At 36.1% G+C, this 20,416-nt stretch carries 29 protein-coding genes; 26 read left to right on the forward strand and 3 right to left on the reverse strand.

Going from position 1 to position 20,416, the window contains the following annotated elements:
* Position 1: 1 nt before the first annotated feature.
* The 22 genes from C6368_RS14575 (at position 2) to C6368_RS14675 (ending at position 14,757) form a co-directional block, all read left to right on the forward strand.
* Positions 2–934: a hypothetical protein gene (locus C6368_RS14575; RefSeq protein WP_199851651.1), complete on the forward strand. Its 933-nt coding sequence runs from the start codon at positions 2–4 to the stop codon at positions 932–934.
* Between the two features lie 40 nt (positions 935–974).
* Entirely contained in the window at positions 975–1,601 is a 627-nt protein-coding gene (locus C6368_RS14580; protein ID WP_107039961.1) for an N-acetylmuramoyl-L-alanine amidase family protein, read from the forward strand.
* Positions 1,589–1,957: a hypothetical protein gene (locus C6368_RS14585; RefSeq protein WP_107039962.1), complete on the forward strand. Its 369-nt coding sequence runs from the start codon at positions 1,589–1,591 to the stop codon at positions 1,955–1,957. The genes C6368_RS14580 and C6368_RS14585 overlap by 13 nt, the downstream gene beginning before the upstream one ends.
* Complete coding sequence (locus tag C6368_RS14590) at positions 1,945–2,454, forward strand: hypothetical protein (RefSeq protein WP_107039963.1); 510 nt, start codon at positions 1,945–1,947, stop codon at positions 2,452–2,454. The genes C6368_RS14585 and C6368_RS14590 overlap by 13 nt, the downstream gene beginning before the upstream one ends.
* A gap of 2 nt (positions 2,455–2,456) precedes the next feature.
* Positions 2,457–2,903 (forward strand): hypothetical protein, encoded by a 447-nt coding sequence (locus tag C6368_RS14595; protein WP_107039964.1) that lies wholly within the window; start codon positions 2,457–2,459, stop codon positions 2,901–2,903.
* Between the two features lies 1 nt (position 2,904).
* Positions 2,905–4,134, forward strand: a complete 1,230-nt coding sequence (locus C6368_RS14600; RefSeq protein WP_107039965.1) for a DUF2586 family protein — start codon at positions 2,905–2,907, stop codon at positions 4,132–4,134.
* Between the two features lie 24 nt (positions 4,135–4,158).
* Positions 4,159–4,566: a hypothetical protein gene (locus tag C6368_RS14605; RefSeq protein ID WP_107039966.1), complete on the forward strand. Its 408-nt coding sequence runs from the start codon at positions 4,159–4,161 to the stop codon at positions 4,564–4,566.
* Positions 4,567–4,590: 24 nt separating this feature from the next.
* Entirely contained in the window at positions 4,591–4,884 is a 294-nt protein-coding gene (locus tag C6368_RS14610; RefSeq protein WP_107039967.1) for a hypothetical protein, read from the forward strand.
* A gap of 41 nt (positions 4,885–4,925) precedes the next feature.
* Positions 4,926–5,051, forward strand: coding sequence for a hypothetical protein (locus C6368_RS17555; RefSeq protein ID WP_262494884.1), 126 nt, complete (start codon positions 4,926–4,928; stop codon positions 5,049–5,051).
* Positions 5,052–5,094: 43 nt separating this feature from the next.
* The gene (locus C6368_RS14615) at positions 5,095–6,960 is read left to right on the forward strand and encodes a tape measure protein (protein WP_107039968.1); all 1,866 of its coding nucleotides are present in this window, start codon (positions 5,095–5,097) and stop codon (positions 6,958–6,960) included.
* Positions 6,960–7,616 (forward strand): DUF6046 domain-containing protein, encoded by a 657-nt coding sequence (locus C6368_RS14620; protein ID WP_107039969.1) that lies wholly within the window; start codon positions 6,960–6,962, stop codon positions 7,614–7,616. The genes C6368_RS14615 and C6368_RS14620 overlap by 1 nt, the downstream gene beginning before the upstream one ends.
* On the forward strand, positions 7,616–8,584 hold the full coding sequence (locus tag C6368_RS17480) for a hypothetical protein (protein WP_107039970.1): 969 nt from the start codon (positions 7,616–7,618) through the stop codon (positions 8,582–8,584). Before C6368_RS14620 ends, C6368_RS17480 begins: the two co-directional genes overlap by 1 nt.
* Positions 8,581–9,084 (forward strand): hypothetical protein, encoded by a 504-nt coding sequence (locus C6368_RS14630; protein ID WP_107039971.1) that lies wholly within the window; start codon positions 8,581–8,583, stop codon positions 9,082–9,084. Before C6368_RS17480 ends, C6368_RS14630 begins: the two co-directional genes overlap by 4 nt.
* Positions 9,085–9,090: 6 nt before the next feature.
* The gene (locus C6368_RS14635; protein ID WP_107039972.1) at positions 9,091–9,324 is read left to right on the forward strand and encodes a hypothetical protein; all 234 of its coding nucleotides are present in this window, start codon (positions 9,091–9,093) and stop codon (positions 9,322–9,324) included.
* A gap of 76 nt (positions 9,325–9,400) precedes the next feature.
* Positions 9,401–9,763, forward strand: a complete 363-nt coding sequence (locus C6368_RS14640; protein WP_107039973.1) for a hypothetical protein — start codon at positions 9,401–9,403, stop codon at positions 9,761–9,763.
* A gap of 21 nt (positions 9,764–9,784) precedes the next feature.
* Positions 9,785–10,129 (forward strand): hypothetical protein, encoded by a 345-nt coding sequence (locus tag C6368_RS14645; protein WP_107039974.1) that lies wholly within the window; start codon positions 9,785–9,787, stop codon positions 10,127–10,129.
* Positions 10,126–11,376, forward strand: coding sequence for a LysM peptidoglycan-binding domain-containing protein (locus C6368_RS14650; RefSeq protein WP_107039975.1), 1,251 nt, complete (start codon positions 10,126–10,128; stop codon positions 11,374–11,376). Before C6368_RS14645 ends, C6368_RS14650 begins: the two co-directional genes overlap by 4 nt.
* A 5-nt stretch (positions 11,377–11,381) precedes the next feature.
* Positions 11,382–11,615, forward strand: a complete 234-nt coding sequence (locus C6368_RS14655) for a hypothetical protein (RefSeq protein ID WP_159038622.1) — start codon at positions 11,382–11,384, stop codon at positions 11,613–11,615.
* A 2-nt stretch (positions 11,616–11,617) separates the two neighbouring features.
* Positions 11,618–12,475 carry a hypothetical protein gene (locus C6368_RS14660; RefSeq protein WP_107039977.1) on the forward strand — a complete coding sequence of 286 codons (858 nt, stop codon included), beginning with the start codon at positions 11,618–11,620 and terminating at the stop codon, positions 12,473–12,475.
* Positions 12,472–12,954: a hypothetical protein gene (locus C6368_RS14665; protein ID WP_107039978.1), complete on the forward strand. Its 483-nt coding sequence runs from the start codon at positions 12,472–12,474 to the stop codon at positions 12,952–12,954. The genes C6368_RS14660 and C6368_RS14665 overlap by 4 nt, the downstream gene beginning before the upstream one ends.
* A 1-nt stretch (position 12,955) precedes the next feature.
* Positions 12,956–13,804: a hypothetical protein gene (locus C6368_RS14670; protein ID WP_107039979.1), complete on the forward strand. Its 849-nt coding sequence runs from the start codon at positions 12,956–12,958 to the stop codon at positions 13,802–13,804.
* A gap of 143 nt (positions 13,805–13,947) precedes the next feature.
* Positions 13,948–14,757, forward strand: coding sequence for a DNA adenine methylase (locus C6368_RS14675; RefSeq protein ID WP_107039980.1), 810 nt, complete (start codon positions 13,948–13,950; stop codon positions 14,755–14,757).
* A gap of 76 nt (positions 14,758–14,833) precedes the next feature.
* Here C6368_RS14675 and C6368_RS14680 read toward each other — a convergent pair whose 3' ends face one another.
* From C6368_RS14680 to C6368_RS14690, 3 genes are all read right to left on the reverse strand, one after another.
* Positions 14,834–15,325 (reverse strand): hypothetical protein, encoded by a 492-nt coding sequence (locus tag C6368_RS14680; protein WP_107039981.1) that lies wholly within the window; start codon positions 15,323–15,325, stop codon positions 14,834–14,836.
* Positions 15,326–15,339: 14 nt separating this feature from the next.
* Positions 15,340–16,269 (reverse strand): mechanosensitive ion channel family protein, encoded by a 930-nt coding sequence (locus C6368_RS14685; RefSeq protein WP_107039982.1) that lies wholly within the window; start codon positions 16,267–16,269, stop codon positions 15,340–15,342.
* Between the two features lie 197 nt (positions 16,270–16,466).
* Positions 16,467–17,390 (reverse strand): LysR family transcriptional regulator, encoded by a 924-nt coding sequence (locus C6368_RS14690; RefSeq protein ID WP_107039983.1) that lies wholly within the window; start codon positions 17,388–17,390, stop codon positions 16,467–16,469.
* 96 nt (positions 17,391–17,486) lie between these two features.
* Here C6368_RS14690 and C6368_RS14695 point away from each other — a divergent pair, with 96 nt between their 5' ends.
* The 4 genes from C6368_RS14695 to C6368_RS14710 all read left to right on the forward strand — a co-directional run bounded on the left by C6368_RS14695 (position 17,487) and on the right by C6368_RS14710 (position 20,294).
* A complete protein-coding gene (locus C6368_RS14695; RefSeq protein ID WP_107039984.1) occupies positions 17,487–18,950 on the forward strand; it encodes a catalase in 1,464 nt (487 codons plus the stop codon).
* 145 nt (positions 18,951–19,095) lie between these two features.
* Complete coding sequence (locus tag C6368_RS14700; protein WP_199851652.1) at positions 19,096–19,734, forward strand: peroxiredoxin; 639 nt, start codon at positions 19,096–19,098, stop codon at positions 19,732–19,734.
* Between the two features lies 1 nt (position 19,735).
* A complete protein-coding gene (locus tag C6368_RS14705) occupies positions 19,736–20,053 on the forward strand; it encodes a thioredoxin family protein (protein ID WP_107039986.1) in 318 nt (105 codons plus the stop codon).
* Positions 20,034–20,294: a DUF6952 family protein gene (locus C6368_RS14710; RefSeq protein ID WP_107039987.1), complete on the forward strand. Its 261-nt coding sequence runs from the start codon at positions 20,034–20,036 to the stop codon at positions 20,292–20,294. The genes C6368_RS14705 and C6368_RS14710 overlap by 20 nt, the downstream gene beginning before the upstream one ends.
* Positions 20,295–20,416: the final 122 nt, after the last annotated feature.

Below are 20,416 nucleotides of genomic sequence, written 5' to 3' on the forward strand. Positions count from 1 at the left end.
TATGCCATCATTATTTCCACAAATGTGGCGAACGAGAGTCGCCTTATTATTAAGCTTCACCGATGCAGCTCCTTGGTTGGACGGAATTGAAGAAATCGATACAGAGATTATCGAAGTAGGTTCAGGATCTGCAAGCGAGCAAAACTTGATTCACCTACCATTAGAAAACTTCGATGTAGAGGTTTTATTGAACAACACAACTTATCCATTGGGTACGCAAGCATTTACGGATGACGAAGCAGTTGTGAAGTTGGACAAATGGGAAACGAAAGTTACCAATTTGACTGATGACCAAACTATGGGAGCATCTTATCGCAAAATCGATAACGTTGTGCGTCCACACACTCGAGCGTTGTTGGAAAACAAGTTCATGAAAGCCATTCACGCTTTAGCACCTGCTGTTAACGCAACTGCAACACCTATCATTAAAACGACTGGAACATTGACTGGAGGAAGACGATTGTTTACCTATGAAGATCTTGTAGCCTTAAAGCGTGCGTGTGATACTGCTAAGATGTCTAAAACTGACCGTCGTTTAGTATTGACTTCCAATCACTGGAATGACTTATTGTTAGATCGCGAACGTTTTGCAAATCAATTAAACAACATCAAAGAAGGTGAAGTTGCACCGAAAATTGCAGGTTTCAAAATCTTCCAATATGATGCAAATCCTTTATTCTTTGCTGACGCTGCAAACGCAGGAGCATTAACAAAGCAACCTTTTGGTACAGTGAAAACTGCCACAGATTTCGAAGGATCAGTTGTTTTTGACGGAGGAAACGTGGCTAAGAAAAATGGTTTAACAAAACAATACTTCTCGCCTTCAGCGGCAACGCCAACAAATCCGGTTAATCAATTGAATTACCGTCACTACTTCATGACTTTACCAATTCGTCAGAAGTTTATGGCTGCAATCATTGATGCTGCATCATAGTAATTAACAAGAAAACACACAGAGAGAAAACAGCACCACAATGGGAAAACACAGAATTATATTAGATCCAGGACACGGGGGAGTAAATCCATCGACTGGACAATATGTTACGCCCGGGAAGAGATCATTCCATCCTGTTGATGGTGCTGTTTATTATGAAGGAGAGATAATGCGAGCGTATGCATGCACTTGGGCAAACATCCTTAGAAATGCAGGTTATGAAGTTGTTTTTACGGTTGAGCCTACTGATTATACAGATGTTTCTTTGAACGAAAGAATTCGAAAGGTTAACACTTTTCATGCGCAAAAAAAGAGCATCCTTGTGCCAATTCATTCTAATGGTGTCCGCAATCCAACAGCTCACGGTCATGAAGTTTTCACTTCTCCTGGGGTAACAAACAGCGACCAATTAGCAACCTTTTGGATTGAAGAGTTTGAAGCTATGTTTCCAAACATTCACGTCAGAAAAGACTTCTCCGATGGATATCCTGACAAAGAAGCAAACTTTATGATGCTGACGCTTTCAAATTGCGTTGCCATTTATCTTGAGTTGCTATTTCACACTAATGATGCGGAGGTTAGAATTCTAAGATCACAAGAGTTCAAGGAGAAAACAGGCCAAGCGCTTTTGCGTGCCATCATAAAATACGAGCAATGGTTGAACTAATTATTACGGCAATTATAGCTCCAATAGTGCCAGCTGTCATCGCTTACCTGTTAGGTAGGAAATTGAGACAGAAAAAGGAGGAAGTAGACATTGAAAAGCTACAAGGAAACAATTATAAGATTTACATAGAAAATTACCAGGTAATGCTTGATGACCTTGCGAAAAGAAACGAATTGTCGATTCAGTCAAACAGAGATCAGCGAGCATATTACCACAAGGTAGTTGAAGAATTGAAAACCACAGTAACAGATCTGTCCAATTCAAACAAGCAACTCCATAAAGACATTCAGAAATTAAAACAGGACTACCCATGTCCAGATTGCAAATTAAAACCAAAGACAACGTGCAAAAACTAATATACATATTGCTAACACTTTTGATTCTCACATCATGTGGAAACTCAAGAAACTCGGGGTCAACTATAATTTCAGATAAGACAACTGAAACGACTGTTGATGTCCTAGATAGAGATACTATTTTTAGAATTCCACAAGAAAAAGCATCTCTCTTAGCGAAATTAAGTACCAATTCTAAAGGAGAAATCTCAATTGAGCATCAAACAGTTTCAAATGATTCTGAATCATTATCGGATCCAGTGATCAAGATTGTAGATAACTACATCCACGTCGATTGTGAAAAGAAAGCGCAAGAGCTCTTCGCCCAATGGAAGGAAACGCATAAGCAAACGAAAGTTGTTCAAACCATTACAGAATACTATCCAGTAGAACGAGAAATGACCACCTACGAAACCATTAGTATATGGATGGGTAGGGTTTTTATGCTCATTCTATTGGTATCAATAATCCTGATTCTCGCCAAAGTGAAGAATCCATTTTTTAACAAAAAATCATAGTTATGAATAAAGTTTTTAAAGACAATCCATCACTTAACGAGTTTTATCAAACGACTGATGGTCGCCCTTTTTACGGTGAAAACGCTGCTAAAAATCACGCTAAAACACTAGGCGAAGGAAAAGGAAAAGTTGCGCATATAGTGCGTGAAGTTGAAGTGGAAGCATCTGAGGAAGATGAAAATCCATCACCTGCAGAATACGACATGAGTATGACTCGTCCGCAATTGGATGCAGTGGCTAAAGGTTTTGAAATAAACACTGATGAATTAGGCACGAAGCAAGATGTAATTGATGCTATAGATGCATTTATTAATGGAGTGACTTCAAAAGATTTAGAAGATCCGAAAGATTCAACTGAATCAGTGGATGCATCTGCAAAAACTGAAACGGAAGAAAAAGACACTTCAGACAAAGGAGCTGAAGCAGTAGAAACGAAAAAAACAAAGTAACATGCCATTACCAGGAATAGATATTAGTTTTCAAAACGGAAACCTTGGATCAGTTGTTCCGAGTCCAGACGGTTTACTCGGTTTAGTATGTCACGCTGAGGCAGTAGCTTCAACTTTGGCAAACACAACTCCTTATTTGGTAACGTCAATGAAAGATGTTGCTGCTTTAGGAATTATCGATGATGTTGATAACCACATCGTTTACAAATTCTTATCTGAGTTTTATGCTGAAGGAGGTTCAGGCACACCGCTTTGGATTTACACAATTGCTCGAGACGAAAGCTTAAGCGATCAATTCAAACCTGATGGAACAACTGGAATTGTTCCTGCATCAACATTGTTGGACACAGCAAACGGAGATATCAGAGGTTTAATAGCTCTTTTCAATCCTGATGGAACTTATGTTTCGGATGTTGATGAGGAGATGGAGTCAGAAGTAATTGAATTAGCTGCATTGGCTCAAACATTTGCGGAAGACTATACAGATGATAAGTATGCGCCTTTCTTTGTGCTTACAGAGGGTTACGGCTATACAGGCACGCAAGCAACGTTAACAGATCTTACAGAAAAAGAATACAACCGAGTAGGTATTTTGTTGGGAGATACAGAATCTCGCACAGGAACAACTGCATCAAAAGGTGCAGCGCTTGGTGTTTTGGCAGGTCGTGTTGCAAAAAATGCTGTACAAGTTAACATCGGAAAGGTACGTGATGGAGCTTTAAATCCTCTCGAGATGTTTATAGTTGATGACCTTGTAGAAGTTGCAAATATTGAAGCGTTGAACGATAAAGGTTATATCACATTCAGAAAGCATGTGAGCCGTAGTGGTTATTACTTTACAGATTCACCATTAGCAACTTTACCAAGTGATGACTATAGATTCTTAGAGCGCAGACGAGTAATCGATAAAGCTTACAGAGTTGCTTACTCTTCATTATTAGATTATGTCTTGGAAGACTTGAATGTGAACGCAGACGGTTCTATATCTCCAATCGATGCAAAAACAATTGAGGGAGTTGTTCAGAATGCAATTTTCACAGAAATGACTGCAAATGGAGAATTGTCAACAGATGCGACAAATCCAAACGATTTAGGAGTGATTGTAAAGGTAGACTTAACTCACAATATCACTTCAACATCAAAAATCAAATTGGAATCATTGCAAGTAGCACCAAAAGCCTATGCAAGATATATTGATGTTCCACTCGGTTACATCCCAGTTAGCATTTAGTAATCATCATTAAATAGATAAAAAATGGCATTTAATTCAAGACAATACGAATGGGCAGAGGTAACAGTTATCTTAGGAGGTAAGGATCTCTTGACTATTCGTGCAATCAAATACAAAAAGACTTCTGATAATGAAGCGCTACATGCAAAAGGTAGAAATGCAATTTCTATCCAAAGAGGAAACGTAACTGTTGAGGGTGAAGTATCAATTCTCCAGAGTGAACTTATGGAGCTTGAAGAGTCAGCTCCAAATAAGGATATTCTTCAGCTAGCTCTTGATATGGAGGTGAGTTATTTAGCAAATGGAGTTCTTCGCACAGATAGAGTTACAGGTATTCGTTTCGGTGAATATGAGAAATCATTGACACAAGGAGACAAGTTTATGGAAATTCCTATTCCATTCTTGGCACTTGATGTCGTTCCTGGCGTATAAAAAAATCACTAAAAATTTTCAATAATGGAAAAACCAACTCAAGAAGAAATTAACGCATTGAAAGCCAAGCATGGCGCTTTGCACATGTTAGAAGTAGAAGACAAATGGGCTATTTTGAAAGCTCCGGACAGAAAGACTTTGAGTGCAGCAAGTGCAATAGCGGCAAAAGACCCGATGAAGTTCAACGAAATCATCTTAAAAAACTGCATGGTTGCAGGAGATGAAGAAATTCAAAAAGACGATGCTTACTTTTTAGCTGCATCCAGTAAGATTCCGGAGATCATTGAGATCAAAGAGGCGAAGCTGGAAAAGCTTTAGCGGATGCAAAGATTGATGAACATCGGGACTGGCTACGGGTAATGAACGCATCCCTTATCTACTATATGGGCATTGATCCTGATAGTTTATCGGATGAGGAATGGGCTTGTAAAGTTCAAGAACTCACATTCATCAGAAAACAAGAGAACAAAGGAGGAGGTAATTAGAATTACCTCCTCTTCTAAAAACAAAACGATTTAAACACCAATAATGGCGGATTTAAAATTCATAGTCGAGCTTCAAGACAAGGTTAGCGCAATAGCTGACAAGGTGAATAATGCCATTAATCACACAAAAACGAAGTTGAACGAAACCAGTTCAGCTGCAGAAAAGTTAGGACCTAAAATCAACTCTGCATTTACCGGTGTTTATCAAAAAGCAAAAACTGCAGTAAAAGGTCCAGATGTTTTAGCCAACTCAATTGATGATTTACGTGTCAAGTTGGAAAAGGTGAATAACGTTCGATTCAACACGGTACTTACCAGCGAATTCAAGTCGGCAACTAAAGAAGCTAAAGCTTTAGAAAGACAAATATCAAGGTTGGAGAAAGGAATCTCGAACGCTGGAATAGGCGGTAAAATTGCAAGCTGGAGAAGTGACTTTGCTAATTCAATGCCCGGTGCAGAATTTATTAAAAACCCTTTGACTTTAGCTGGTGCGGCTGTAGGTGGTTTTTGGATGGCAGCCAATAAAGCAATGGGAGCTGGAAAAGAGAAAATGAAGCTTCAAGTGTTATCAGGTTTGAAAGAGATCGGTACAACGCTTTATGATGGTTTAACCAAATTTGCTACAGATACTGTATTTGGAGATGAGCTGTATGATATGGCAGGTCAAATGATGGCCAGCGGAATCAAAAACGCTGATGTTTTGCCAATTATGAAGGAATTGGGTGATATCAGTATGGGAGATGCAAACAAGTTGGGAAGCTTGTCTCTTGCGTTTGCTCAGGTTCAAGGAAAAGGTCATTTAGCAGGTCAAGAATTGAATCAATTGATTAATGCCGGATTTAATCCTCTTCAAGTGATCAGTGAGCAAACTGGTGAAAGTATGGGAGCACTTCGTAAACGAATGGAAGAGGGGGAAATCACAGTTGAAGCTGTAAGAGGTGCTATGCAAAGGGCTACAGGTGAAGGTGGAAAGTTCCACAACATGCTTGATGGTGTAGCTAATACTCCTTATGGTCAACTTGAGAACATAAGAGGTGAGCTTTCACAATTAGCTATTCAAATAGGAAGTGTTTTTATTCCTATTATTTCTAAATTAATGCAAGCATTTTTACAGCTAAACGAAAAGGTAGGCCCTGCAATTAAACCTATTGCAATTGGAATTGGTATTCTTTCAGTATCAATACTTGGATTAGCAGCCGCTCAATGGGTAATGACGACAGCAATATGGGCAAATACAGCAGCTTTATTAGCAAATCCTATTACTTGGGTGGTTGTTGCCGTAGCAGCATTAGTAGCGGCTATTGTAGCAGTTATTCAAAAGTATCATGAATGGGGCGCAGCAATTTTATTGTTGTTAGGGCCTTTAGGTTTTGTTATAAATGCAGTTATGGCTTTATATAACAATTGGGAATCTATCAAAGAAGCTTTTTCTTCAGGCGGAATAATAGCAGGATTAAAACGAATTGGTTTAGTTCTGTTGGATGCCGTTTTATATCCTGTCCAACAACTTTTGACATTGTTGGCGAAGATTCCTGGGCTTACAGATATAGCAACTTCGGGGATAGAAAAAATTGCCAATATCCGTAATAATCTAAACTTAATAGACCCAAAAGCTCCAGCTGAAAAGGTAGAGGCGAAAAATTCATTTACTCAGCAGGAATTATTAATGCAAAATATTACTGCAGGTGGAAATGCAATGGGTAAAAATGCTCCTGAAGCATCGAAAACCAATAAAGCAATTGCAACTGGAGGAACTCGGAACACAACGATAAACTTGAATTTAAGAAACATAATTGAAAATTCAAATATTAGTAAATCAGGCTTTAAAGAGTCTGTTCAAGAATTGGAAACACAAGCAGTTGATGGCTTACTACGAGCATTAGCAATGGCAAATTTAGCAGCAGAATAATGAAATTCAATAGTAACGAAATATTATTAGCGTCTTTGGTTGGTTCAAAAGTAGCCAAGCAAATACCACGTTTTCAAGTCATCCAAAATGAGTTGAGTAAACGTGTGCTTCCTCCTATACCCTTTTTGCCATTGAAAAATGAGAGTGGCGTTGAGGAAGGTTCAAATTATGATTTAAGAGTGAACGCAAACACACCATTGCCAAAGGAAAAACAATTCTTCCCATTGTCTATTAAACGACGAGGAACGAATGATCCTTTCTACACTTTGCCGTATGAGCCAATCATCAATATTAACGGTGCAAACATAATCACCAAGCGCCAAGTTTCAAAAGCGCCAAAATTGATTGGAACGATTAAAGAACATTGGTCACAGGATGATTATCAAATAAATATTGTGGGAACATTAATCGGTGCCCAGGAGACTGGATCACCACAAGAAACTTTTCCACGTGATGATTTTGAGGCATTAAGAGATTATTGTACACATCCAGCAGGATTAGAAGTTCAATGTGAACCTCTTCAACTGTTAGGAATTAACAACATTGTTGTAGAAAGTTTCGACTTCCCATTCTCAAAAGGAGAGAATGTTCAAGCTTACACAATTTCAGCCTTGTCAGATTTTAGTGTTGATTTTTTACTCGAAATAGAAGACTAATGTATTCATTGGATTACGACATATCATTTCAGCACAACGGGAGGAAATTCCAGTTGTATATGCTTGACTCGGTTGAAATCGAATCAGATGCAATGATATTGGCTGACAGTGCCAAAATTGTACTTCCTGAAGCTGTACTTAATCAAGTATTGAATATCAACGATAGAATTGGAAGAGGTGCCGAGGTCAATATTAAGTTAGGTTACGACGGCAACCTGCAGAATGAATTTACAGGATTTGTCCAGGACATAACTACGAACGATTCATCGCTTACAATTCTATGCGAAGATGCGCTATTCTTATTTAGAGTGCCGGTAAAAGATGAATTATTAGTGAATACAAATGTTTCGAAAATCTGCCAAAGTTTGTTGGATCAGGTGAATCCAGAATACACTTTAGTCTGTGATTATGATATCGGATATGAGAAATTCACAATCAATAGAGCTGAGGCTTATGATGTTTTGAAAAAGCTTCAATCGGAAACGAAAGCGAACATCTATTTCAAGACCGAAGAAAAGGAGTTGCACGTTCATTTTCCATACTCAGAAAGAGATGGAGAAGTGAAATACGCATTCGATAGAAACATCGAGAGTTCTTCTTTAGAATATAAAAAAGCCATAGATCGTAAAGTTGAAATAACAGTTGAGAAAATAGACAAAGACGGAAAGATTACAACAGTAAAATCCGGCACTCCAGGAGGTGAAAAATTCAACATTAAAGTTGGAGAAATGAAAGCTTCGGACATTCAGAAAATAGCCGATGCGGAGTTGATTAAGAGAAGCGCAGATAAGTACGAAGGAAGTTTTAAGGGTTGGTTAATTCCAGTCTGCAGACCAACTTACTCAGCAGACATTGTTGATTTGGACTACCCTGAAAAAGATGGAAGATATTACGTGTCTGCAGTAGCAACTTCGTTTAGTTCTGCTGGAGGAGTTCGAACGATTAAAACAGGAATAAAACTATCATGAGCGAATACGCAAAAATAAAGGAGCTTATTAGAGCTATTGTTGGCGACATGTCCAACCTTCCAATTTTCGGGACAGTTACATCAGTAGACTCTGAAACTTGCACAATAAAGCTTTCTAGCGGGTTGAAAATTCCCGACGTTCGGTTGCGTGCAACTGTTGATGGTTCTACTGACTTTTTAAAGCTCATTCCGAAAATTGGAAGTAAAGCATTGGTACTTTCTATTACTGGAGAATTAGATGATCTAGTAATGATCAAATGCGACGAAACGGAAAAGATTGAATATTCTCAAGATGGATTAATCATCTCTATAGATTCAACGGATAAGAAAATAAGCATTAAGAATGATACAACATCATTGCACGACATATTTGACAAGTTAAGCGCGCTGATCACAAACCTGAAGGTAAATACTCCAGCTGGTCCAAGTGTGGGGTTACTCCCTGATACAATCGCAGAATTGGAAGTATTTGAAACGACATATAATTCACTATTAAAATAGATTGAAATGGCATTGAATAAACCAGTATTGAAAAACGGAATAGTAGCATTACTCACGGAAATGGAGACAAAGAATGTGGATGCTAAGGAAGAATTCGCAACGCAACTATCCAACTTGATAGATGCGTTCGTAAAAAGCGGTACAGTAACAGTTAGCGCAGGAATAGCAGTTACAACTGCAGGAACAGCAACTGCACAAACAGGAGCGACAACTGCGACAGGAACAGGAACAATTAGTTAATTAATAAATAACCAAAATAGAAGTAAGCATGAGAAACATTTTAACATTTTTAGCAGTCATTATAGCAATGACATCCATGGCGCAATTAAAGCCAAGCATTTCCATAACCGATGCCAAGGTTAAGGTTTTTGATTATGAAACCGGAAAGAAAATAAAAACTTACAAATTAGCTGAACTGCTAATTATTGAAACTGAGCGTAAGCGGTTGGAAAAAGTGGTGCGTTACCAAGAAATAGGTTTGTTTGATGAAGTCATAGAGGACATTGTTTACACAGTGGACAAAATGGAGAAAGACGCATCTTATTACTATCTAGAACTTAGTAATAATGGAGAGGTAGTCATGATGCGAATTGCCAGGAGAGAATCGGGTGATGTCCAGATATTGCTTAGAAATGAGTTGTACTACATCAAAGGTACGATAACCACTCGAAATTTATAATCCAATTTAAAAAACGAACCAATGAAGGATTTCGCCATACAAATAGTAGACAGCAATGACCAAGGAAACTACATGGATATCAAAGTAGATCCAATAGTTGATACTAATGGTAAAATCCTTCAAGGTTTGGTTATCGCTCCAACCAAAGAACAAAATGAATTATTAATACTGGCGTGCAACGCAGGAGAAATTAAAAGTAGTCCGACCATTGGTGTGGGATTAGCTGATGCAACACTAGATGAAAATGGAGATTTACTTTCTTTTCGTCATAAAATTAGAAGTAATTATAAACTTGATGGATTATCAATTAAGAAACTTGATTTATATGACATCGATAATGTGAATATTGAAAGCTCATACGAATGAAAATAACAGTAAAAGACAACCAAACGATTTATGATATTGCACTGCAATATGCTGGCTCATTGGAGGCTGTTATAGACATCCTTGAAGTTAATGGCAAAATAGACACTACTCTTTTAATAGGGGAGGAATTAACGATTCCAAGTGTATTGGTGCCAAAAATATCAGAATTCTACTCTTCTTCAAATCTGACTGTAGCAACTTCTTCAACTCCTCTTCAGGTAGATGGATTTGTACCACCTCCAAGTATTAATAGACAGGTGGACATTCTCATTAATGGTACACCATTAATAATAGTTCAAGCACCAACAACGTATGATTTATCACTTGTGGATAGCGTTGGTAGCCAAGTGCAGGTAGACCTTGTTGGTGGTCAAGTTGTTGTTCCAAGTCTTCCTTGTTCAGGTACAGGAGATGCAACTGTGAACATTAGAAAAGAAAACGGTGATCTAATTGAGACCATTCTAGCACCTGTATCAACACCAACAGATTACAATGTGCTGAACAGCGTTATTTCAATTGATAATCATTCTTGGGAAGTTGGAGCTACGGACAACTTAAATCTTCAAGTGGTTGACAGCAATAATGATCCTGTAACTACAACGAAGGTTGGGAATAACTTGGTTGTTGGAGATTTGCCGTGCACACCAATTGTTATTCAACACTCATCCGCTGAGTTAATGTCGACCGGAGTTACTGCGTCAACTGCAGATTATGATGATGGTTTTTACGAAGCTGGAAGAGATTTTTTTGTATTGGATTCTGCTCCTGTTCATTTAGATGGTTCACCAACTGTCAACACAACTACTAATAGATTCACCGATGATTTAGGAGGTCAGAATTATTTGAATAATATAGTTGTAGACTGGAGCACTTGGAATTTTGTTAAGGTTCTAGCCTACTCAAGACATGATACTTCAACTCTTGACACTTACAATAACTTTAGAGTTGCCTCTACAAATTATAGTATTTCTGTATTCACAACGGGCTGGAGATTACCTAATATAACAGAACTATATAATATTTGTTTCTTTGGAAATCCCGACCAAAGATTGGTTTACCCATCGCCTTATAGCGCTGTTTTTAATATTTCGTCTATAGTTTTTTGGTCAAATACGGAGTACAACTCAACTCAGATGTTTTTTCTATCCACAAACGGCGCGTTTCCTATACAAAATAGGCTTAAAACAGATACTAGAAAAGCGTTATACGTGAGAAATATGACACCTGTCGGAACAACTTTAACATGATAAAAATGGCAAAATATAAATTTCCACAATTTGAAATAACAATTGAAAACCCTGTTGTTTCAATATTAGAGCCTCACTTGGAGTATCCAAGTCTAGGTAAGATATCGCTTAATGTATTACTCGAAACTTCATCTGCGAAGAAAAAAGTGTTGTTAGAAGATATTTCATGTATAAATACTTATACAGCAGATTTGATGCAATTAGTGCTAGCTAAATTAGATAAATATAAAATAGAGTAGTAATGAGAACACAGCAAGAAATATTTGAAGAAATAACAACATCCTTCATAAATAACGCAACTATCGTTCAGCGCTATGGATTGGCGGCTGGGCAAACTTATGATGATCAGTTTTCTAAGCTAAGTCTTGAAACTGCTTTATTTACCGTTATAAGCTATTCTATATGGATATTGGAAGGACTATTTGGAAAGCATGTTACTTGGATTAATAATAGAGCTAAAGAAATTCGCACAGGAAATACAGCATGGTATGCCTCTCAGGCATTAAAATACCAACATGGAGATACTTTGGTGTGGAATACAACAACGGAGGTGTACGAATATGCTGTGGAAAACACAACGCTTCAAATTGTTCGATACGCCAAGGCTGTAGATTTAGGAGCTTATGTTTTAATGAAGGTAGCTAAAGAAGGTGTTAATGGCCCCGAGAAATTAAGTGTCCCAGAACTCGACGCTTTTAAGGCCTACATGAATGAGGTTAAATTTGCTGGAGTTGAGCTAGTAATAGTTTCAAGAGATGCTGACGATCTGAAGGTTTACTATAACGTTTTTTACAATCCATTAGTAATGAATGCTGATGGATCCTTGCTGTCTGACCCTTCAATATTCCCGGTTGAAGATGCAATTGTATTATATGCTAAGAATTTAGATTTTGATGCAATGTTCAACATCACTCAATTAACAGATCGTATTCAATTAGCCGATGGAGTTGTTTCTCCAATCTTTGAATCAGCTTCGGGTAAATCAGGTGGTCAGCCTTATTCTGCAATAACTAGTTATTATGAGTCTAACTCAGGTTATATGGCTATTGATCCTGCGTTTAGTTTGTCAACGACAATAACTTATACACCAGCGCCATGATACAATTTGATGTAAATAACATAGTTGAGAACAACATTTCTCCAAGGCTAAGAAAGGTATTTACTTTGGCTTTCTTCAAGGCTTGTGCATCACCATTGGTGGTTAGTTTCTCGACCTTTTATCAATTCTATGAAGATAAGAAATATGAATTACTATTCAACGGGCAAGTAATTTACTTAGAGCATTTATTAAACGATCAATTTGACAATATTAATAGAGGCATTTACATTACGGATGCTCCACAACAGGCTGATCAAATTGTGCTCTATAATGAAAATGAAAACAATGAGGAGACCGTTATTTTTAATATTCCAGAAAATGAACCTCCTATTGTTACTTACAATTATAGTGAGATGTTGGCTTGGCCAGACTTTATTGTCAACATCCCTTCAAGTGTTGTTTTTAATCAAACCCAACTGAAGGCATACGTCAACAAATACAAATTAGCAGGTAAGAATTATATAATAAATATAGTGTAACATGAAATTAATAGAAACAAATCCAAATGGTGGTTATCGTTTTTTCTCTGAAGATGTACGATTCATGAATGAGATTAGTAAGGAGATGGTCGACATGGTAATAAAACCTCTAACGGCAATTCATAACGTTATTATTCTTGGTGGTTGTACAATTACAACATCAGGTTTGAATACTACTATTTCTGAAGGGGTGGTACTTTTCAACGGTGAGTTAATGCGTTTCGACTCTCAGACTTACGTAACACCAACAGGAGCTGACAATGCATATTGGGTGCTTGAGAACAATGTTTTGGAAACAAGGCTTTTCCAAGCAGGAAACACAGTAGATGTTTACCAGGAGAATGTAGCAAAGGTTGAAGTCGGATCTGCAATCCCAGCGAACTCAATCAATGTAGTATCTACGAAGAGGTATTGGGAGGTTGTGAATGATCAGATCGTTCATCCGCCAGCACCATCGGCCTTTGAGGCATTTTATTTCGCAACTTTTGTAGAATTCACTTCTAACCTTATTTTTCTATCAGCTGATCCTAGTGGTCTATCAGTTTCATTTGGAGTGAATAAGCAGTGCTACATAGAATTGAACGAAACGAATACTTCTACAGAGATGAAGTTATCTTCCTTTGGTAGCATGGCGCCTTTGGGGACTATTATACATATTCGTTTTAATGTTGCCCCAGATAACTTCAATAATCCTTTTCAAATCGTTTTGAACAGCACAGTGGTTGGTGGTTTACCTCCTATAACGCTAGCTGGAAATCCAAGTGCAAATGCTGTTTTTGCACCTATACCAGTTGGAACTTTAATTAAGTTTATAAGAACAAATAATGGTTGGGAGATAATGGAGTATTAAAAAATAGAAGACCCCCGCTATACATTCGTCCCCACGAAAATATAAAAGCACATTACATGCACGAGAGCCTTCTTTAAGGTCATATTTGCAGGTAGTGTGCTTTTTTTCGTAGGGACGAGCACAAATTTAATAAAAGTATAGTGATGAAAATAGAAAAATCAAAAAATAAAAAGACACCAATCTCCTACTATGGTGGAAAACAGATGATGCTGCCAAGAATTTTACCAATAATTCCTCAACATAAGATATATGTTGAAGCCTTTTTTGGTGGTGGAGCAGTGTTTTGGTCAAAAGAAGAGTCCGAAGTTGAAGTGATCAACGATTTAAATGGTCAGGTAATTAATTTTTATAGACAATTGAAGTCTAACTCAAGAGAATTAAAAGAACGTGTAGAATCGACTCCTTACTCCCGTGAGAGCTATAAACAAGCTATGGTTGTTTATAATGCACCTTATTTATTTAATGAAGTAACAAGAGCATGGTCGTTTTGGGTTGCTACAGTACAAGGGTTCAGTAATAAAATAGGTTCATGGCGATGCGCACAGAACACCAATAAAGAGTGTAAATTACTTGAGAATAAGAAATTGTTGATCAGTGATGAAACCTCGCAAAGATTGAAACATGTGCAGATAGAGTCTAAGGATGCTATTAAATTAATACTAAAACATGACACTCCTGATACGTTTTTTTATCTTGATCCACCTTATGTTGATAGTAATCAAGGTCATTATGGTGGTTATATGCAGTCTCATTTTGATGAATTACTTGATACATTGAGAACAATAAAGGGTAAGTTTCTGTTGAGTTCATATCCAAATGCAAAACTCAAAGAGCTAACAGATTTAGAAGGATGGAGCAGTATTGGAAATGATCTTCCATTGAGTGCGTCAGCAACAGCTGGTAGACGTAAGGTTGAAATGTTGACGTTTAATTATGATTTAAACGAGGATTAAACGAGGATTAAACGTTGTTTAAAAGCCTATAAATTCAAATTGGAAATTACTTTTTTTTGTACTTTTCATTTTGAATTTATAGTACTTTTGGTTTTTTCGAATATAAATAATTTAAAACTCCGTTTGCTTTTTCCTTACTATTTTCTTCATATTTAATCCAATAGTGCTCAATTGAGTCAATTTGATGTTTACCTATTTTCTTTAACACCATTAAGATGTCTTTGTTTGCCATTTTGACTTCTGAATTAAAATAATCAATCAGTTCTATTTTAATATCATGAATTACTGTAACTGCAATTAATCTAGTCTCATTTTGAGATAAACTACTATCTACAGCTGTAATTCCATAATTTCCTTCTATTGTCGATTGTTCTAACCACCAATTTTTAGGAAGACAGATTTTAAATTTTTCAATAGTATCTTGATAAATAAAGTTATCTGAGTCTAATTGTTCATTAAAACAATCCATAGCCTCATCTATATTAATCTTGAAACCATCTATATTTTTTTCATTTTTACAGCTAAATAGTAAAAGTATTAATGGCAATATATAAAGTTTAGCTTTCATAAGTATTGAAGAAATCACTTATTACTTTCCTGTGTTTTTTCAGACTTTCCATTTCCAATAGTTTCAAAATCAATAATCTCATTCAATTTTTCTCCACCTTTAATTCCAAAGTCCAACGTTCTGATTGGGAAAGGAATCATGATATCTTCTTTGTCGAATGCCTTTTTGATGGCAATTAAAGCTTCACTTTGGCTTTTTAAAAAATCGAGTTGACTTTTAAATTCAACCCAAATCATAATTCTAAAGTCAATTGAACTTCCTCCGAAAGCTAAATAAACCAAGTCAATATCCTTGTCTTTATTGATGTTTGGAGTGTTTTCAACAGCTTTTATCGCAATTTCTCTAACACGTTCTAAGTCTTCACCATAAGAAACCCCAACATCTAAATCAATTCTTTTATAAATGTTTTCAGAATCGTTAATTAATGGATTTTGAAACAACATTTTATTAGGAATGATAACCTCTTGGCCTTGAAAAGATACGATTTCCGTAGTACGAATTCCAATATGCTTTATTATACCGCTGTGTCCTTCACAATGAATAACTTGACCAATTTTAAATGGACGTTTTACGGCCATGAAGAATCCAGCAATAAAGTTGGTTGCAATATCTTGGAATGCAAAACCTAAAGCCAAACCAATTATACCTGCACCAGCAAGCAAGGAGGAAACCGTTTTGTCTAAATTCAATAAGCTTAAGGCAGCAAACGCTCCAACTGCTATAACCAAAAAGTATACAACTTTCGAAACGATTTGAGCAAGGGAGTTATTTTGTAAAGTTCTTTGAAGAAGTTTCTTAATTAGGTTTTTAACTAGTTTTCCTGCGAAAACGAAAGCTACTAATACTAAAACTGCTAACACAAAATTTGGGAGCATTTTAACAAGCAGTTCAGACCAATTGATTAATTTTTCAAGAATAATGTCGTAATATTTTTTAATTTCCATAAAGTGATTTTGATTTCCATATAAATTAACATAATTCTACATGTTGATTCTAAAATTTAAGTTTTTTTAATAGTTCTCATTTATTGAAGATTAACAATCGTGAGTTTGTTAACTAATGTTTGACAGCCTTTTTGAAGTAGTTTCTCCTATTTATGTTGTCGATAGAATAAAGATGAATTCAATTCTAGTTGCCAACATCAAATTTCCCAAGGTAAGACCTCTGTATCCTCTGAATTTTTATTCTTAATGTTCTTACTGTTTTGAATAATTCGCATGATTTTTACAATATCCTCTTTTTTCGTATTTCGTTTGAGATGTAATCCTATAATTTGACGAATTGGAGTGCGGTCAATAATTTTCTTAATATGATTAGGATTTAAATTCAAATACGGAAGGTAATAGTAGGGTATCAAAGTATAACCTCCTTCTTGTTCTACCATTTTGGTTAATAAATGAAGATTTCCACCTTCGTAATTCCATTCTGATTTTTTTGCGCTATCTAACCTGCAGAAATTTATCATTTGCGTTCTTAGGCAGTTTCCAGGAGACAATAGCCAAGGGTGTTCATTTTGCAATTGTTCTAATTCTATAGTTTGACCATTAATAGAAGGAGAATATATAAGGACTTCCTCGTCATATAAAATCTGTTGATCTAGATTCACTTCATCTACAGGTCCCGCCATTATTCCGAAGTCAATTGTCTTGTCCTTTAATGCGGCTAAAAGATTAGGAGAAGTTAATTCACTTATATCTAAATGTACTTCACCAATTTGATCTTGCCATTTTGAATAAAGTTCGGGAACCAAATAGTTAGAGATAGTTGGAATAATCCCTATCCTAATCTCGGATTTATAAGTTCCCTTTAATCTTTGAATTTGAACACCTAATTCGTCGTAAGCTGTTTGAATAGCGGATAAACTAGGATAGAGCTTCTTTCCAGAATCGGTTAATGAAATAGGATTCGTATCACGATTGATGATTTGATACCCTAAAGATTCTTCCGCTTTCTTAAGTTGCATTGACAAGGTTGGTTGGGTAACATGACATGCATCAGCTGCTCTTTGAAAGTTCTTGAATTTAAGTAAAGCGAAAATGTATGAAAGTTGAACTGGAGAAATCATATAGATAAAGTTTATGTAAATATAATATTTATTGATAAAAACAATGATAAAAGAATCTCTATCTTTGTGCTGTGGATAAACTAAATAATTAATATTATGGAAAACGAAAAGAAAAAGTTGACATCGGTATCTGGAAGACCAATTGCTGAAAATCAAAATGTAAAAACTGCAGGAAGAAGAGGTCCAATGTTATTAGAAGACTTTTGGTTTTTGGAAAAATTAGCTCATTTCGATAGAGAGGTGATTCCTGAGAGAAGAATGCATGCTAAAGGCTCTGGGGCTTTTGGAACTTTCACCGTGACTCATGATATTAGTAATTATACCAAGGCTAAAATCTTTTCTGAAGTAGGAAAAAAAACAGAAATGTTTGCACGATTTTCAACGGTTGCCGGAGAAAGAGGTGCTGCAGATGCGGAAAGAGATATCCGTGGATTTGCATTGAAATTTTATACTGAAGAAGGGAATTGGGATTTGGCAGGAAATAATACACCAGTTTTCTTTTTAAAAGATCCATATAAATTTCCAGATTTAAATAAAGCAGTAAAAAGAGATCCTAAGACGAATCTTAGAGATGCAAATAACAATTGGGATTTTTGGACGCTATTACCAGAAGCACTTCACCAAGTAACTATCACGATGAGTGAAAGAGGTATTCCGAAATCATACAGACATATGCACGGTTTTGGAAGTCATACTTTTAGTTTTTTAAATGCGGAAAATGAACGTTTTTGGGTAAAGTTTCACTTTAAATCTGCTCAAGGAATTGAAAACTTAACTGATGCGGAAGCTGAAAAGATTGTAGGAGAAGATAGAGAAAGTAATCAACGTGATTTATTTGATTCAATTGAGAAAGGTGATTTTCCAAAATGGCATTTGAAGGTTCAAATTATGCCAGAAGCAGAAGCCAAAGATTACCGTTTTAATCCATTCGATTTAACTAAAGTTTGGCCTCATGGAGATTACCCTTTAATTGATGTTGGAGTGATGGAGCTGAATAGAAATCCTGAAAATTACTTTGCAGATGTTGAGCAAGTTGCTTTTAACCCTGCAAATGTTGTTCCTGGAATTGGCTTTTCACCAGATAGAATGTTACAAGGTCGTTTGTTCTCTTATGGAGATGCACAGCGTTATAGACTAGGAGTTAACCATTATCAAATTCCTGTAAATAAACCAAAATGTCCATTCCATAATCCGCACAGAGATGGAGCAATGAGAGTAGATGGAAATGAAGGTTCAACGATTCATTATGAACCAAACAGTTATGGTCAATGGTCAGAAAGTAAGGAGCATACTGAACCACCTTTAGGATTAGATGGTGATGCATTTCATTATGACCATAGAGAAGATGATGATTACTATACTCAACCAGGAAACTTGTTTAGATTAATGTCTCCTGAGCAACAAAAAGTTTTGTTTGAAAATACAGCAAGACAAGTTGGAGGGGCAGAGCAATTTATTCAAATAAGACATATAGGAAATTGCTATAAAGCAGATCCTGAATATGGAATTGGTGTTGCTAAAGCATTAGGTTTGGATCCAGATAAATTAGATTTAAAATAAGATGATTAAGTAAAATAAGATGAGTTTAAATTAGGATTAAATGATGTTAATTATCACAATTAATTATGTCTGAAATCCTAATAATTTTTATCTTCATAGCATATTAAAAAGTAAACAATTAATAACAAATAAAAACAAAATAATTATGTCAATAGTAGGAAAAACTTTTCCAGATATCCAAGTGGATGCAATGAACGAAATGGGGGATACTTTTAAGATAAACATCCTTGAGGAAGCAAAGAAAAACAACAAGAAAGTTTGTTTATTCTGGTACCCAAAAGACTTTACTTATGTATGTCCAACAGAGCTTCACGCATTTCAAGCAAAATTGAAAGAGTTTGAAGACAAAAATACAATCGTAATTGGAGCTTCATGTGATACACCAGAAGTTCACTTTGCGTGGTTAAGCACAGCAAAGGATAACGGAGGAATTGAAGGAGTAACTTATCCATTAGTTGCAGATTCTAACCGTAACTTAGCAAACATGTTGGGTATTTTAGATATTCAATCTGAAACTTACAACGAATTAACAGATTCTTTCATCTTAGAAGGGGACAACGTAACTTACCGTGCAACTTATTTAATTGATGAAGAAGGTACAGTATTCCATGAAGGAGTTAACCACATGCCAGTTGGTCGTAACGTAAACGAATACCTTCGTTTGATCGATGCATATTCTCACGTACAAACACATGGTGAAGTTTGTCCAGCTAACTGGGAAGAAGGAAGCACAGCAATGAGTGCAGACAGTAAAGGAACTGCAGAATATTTAAAAAACAACTAAAATGGCATTTGTAGAATTAGATACAGATACTTTACAGGACGAGATTTCTAACAATGAAACTGTTCTTGTGCAATATTCAGCCGGATGGTGTGGAAACTGCCGAATCATGAAGCCTAAGTTTAAGAAATTTGCTCAGGACCATGAAAATGTAAAGTTTATTGTAATTGATGCTGAAAAGAATCCAGATTCAAGAAAGTTAGCGAACGTTGATAATTTACCAACGTTTGCAGCCTTCAAAAATGGAGAGTTAGTTCAGCAAACTCAAACAAATAAAACAGAAGTATTAAAATCTTTTATCGATGAGACTACCAGTAATTAAACACATTTCGACTTTTATTGAGGAGAATGACGAGGATTTCGTGAATGAAACAATTGAAACATTGGAAAACCTTACAGAACTTTCTTCAATGAAAGATGAAGAACTTGACGTAATTGGAGAATTACTTTCCAATATGTACGGCGCAATCGAAGTTAATAAAATGATGCGTGAAGAAGGTGCTTCGCAAAAAGAAGCAGCGAACAAGTTTATGAAGCGTGTTACAGGTTCTATTGATAAATAATCTTATGTAGAGATTAGAATAGATTTTAAAATTTTAATAGAGAGACCATTATTCGTAATGGTCTCTTTTTTTGTTTGAAAAGTCTATATTTTGGCGCGAATTTTTAAAAAAAAATCGTGATA

Source organism: Brumimicrobium mesophilum, assembly GCF_003025005.1.
Taxonomy (GTDB): domain Bacteria; phylum Bacteroidota; class Bacteroidia; order Flavobacteriales_D; family Crocinitomicaceae; genus Brumimicrobium; species Brumimicrobium mesophilum.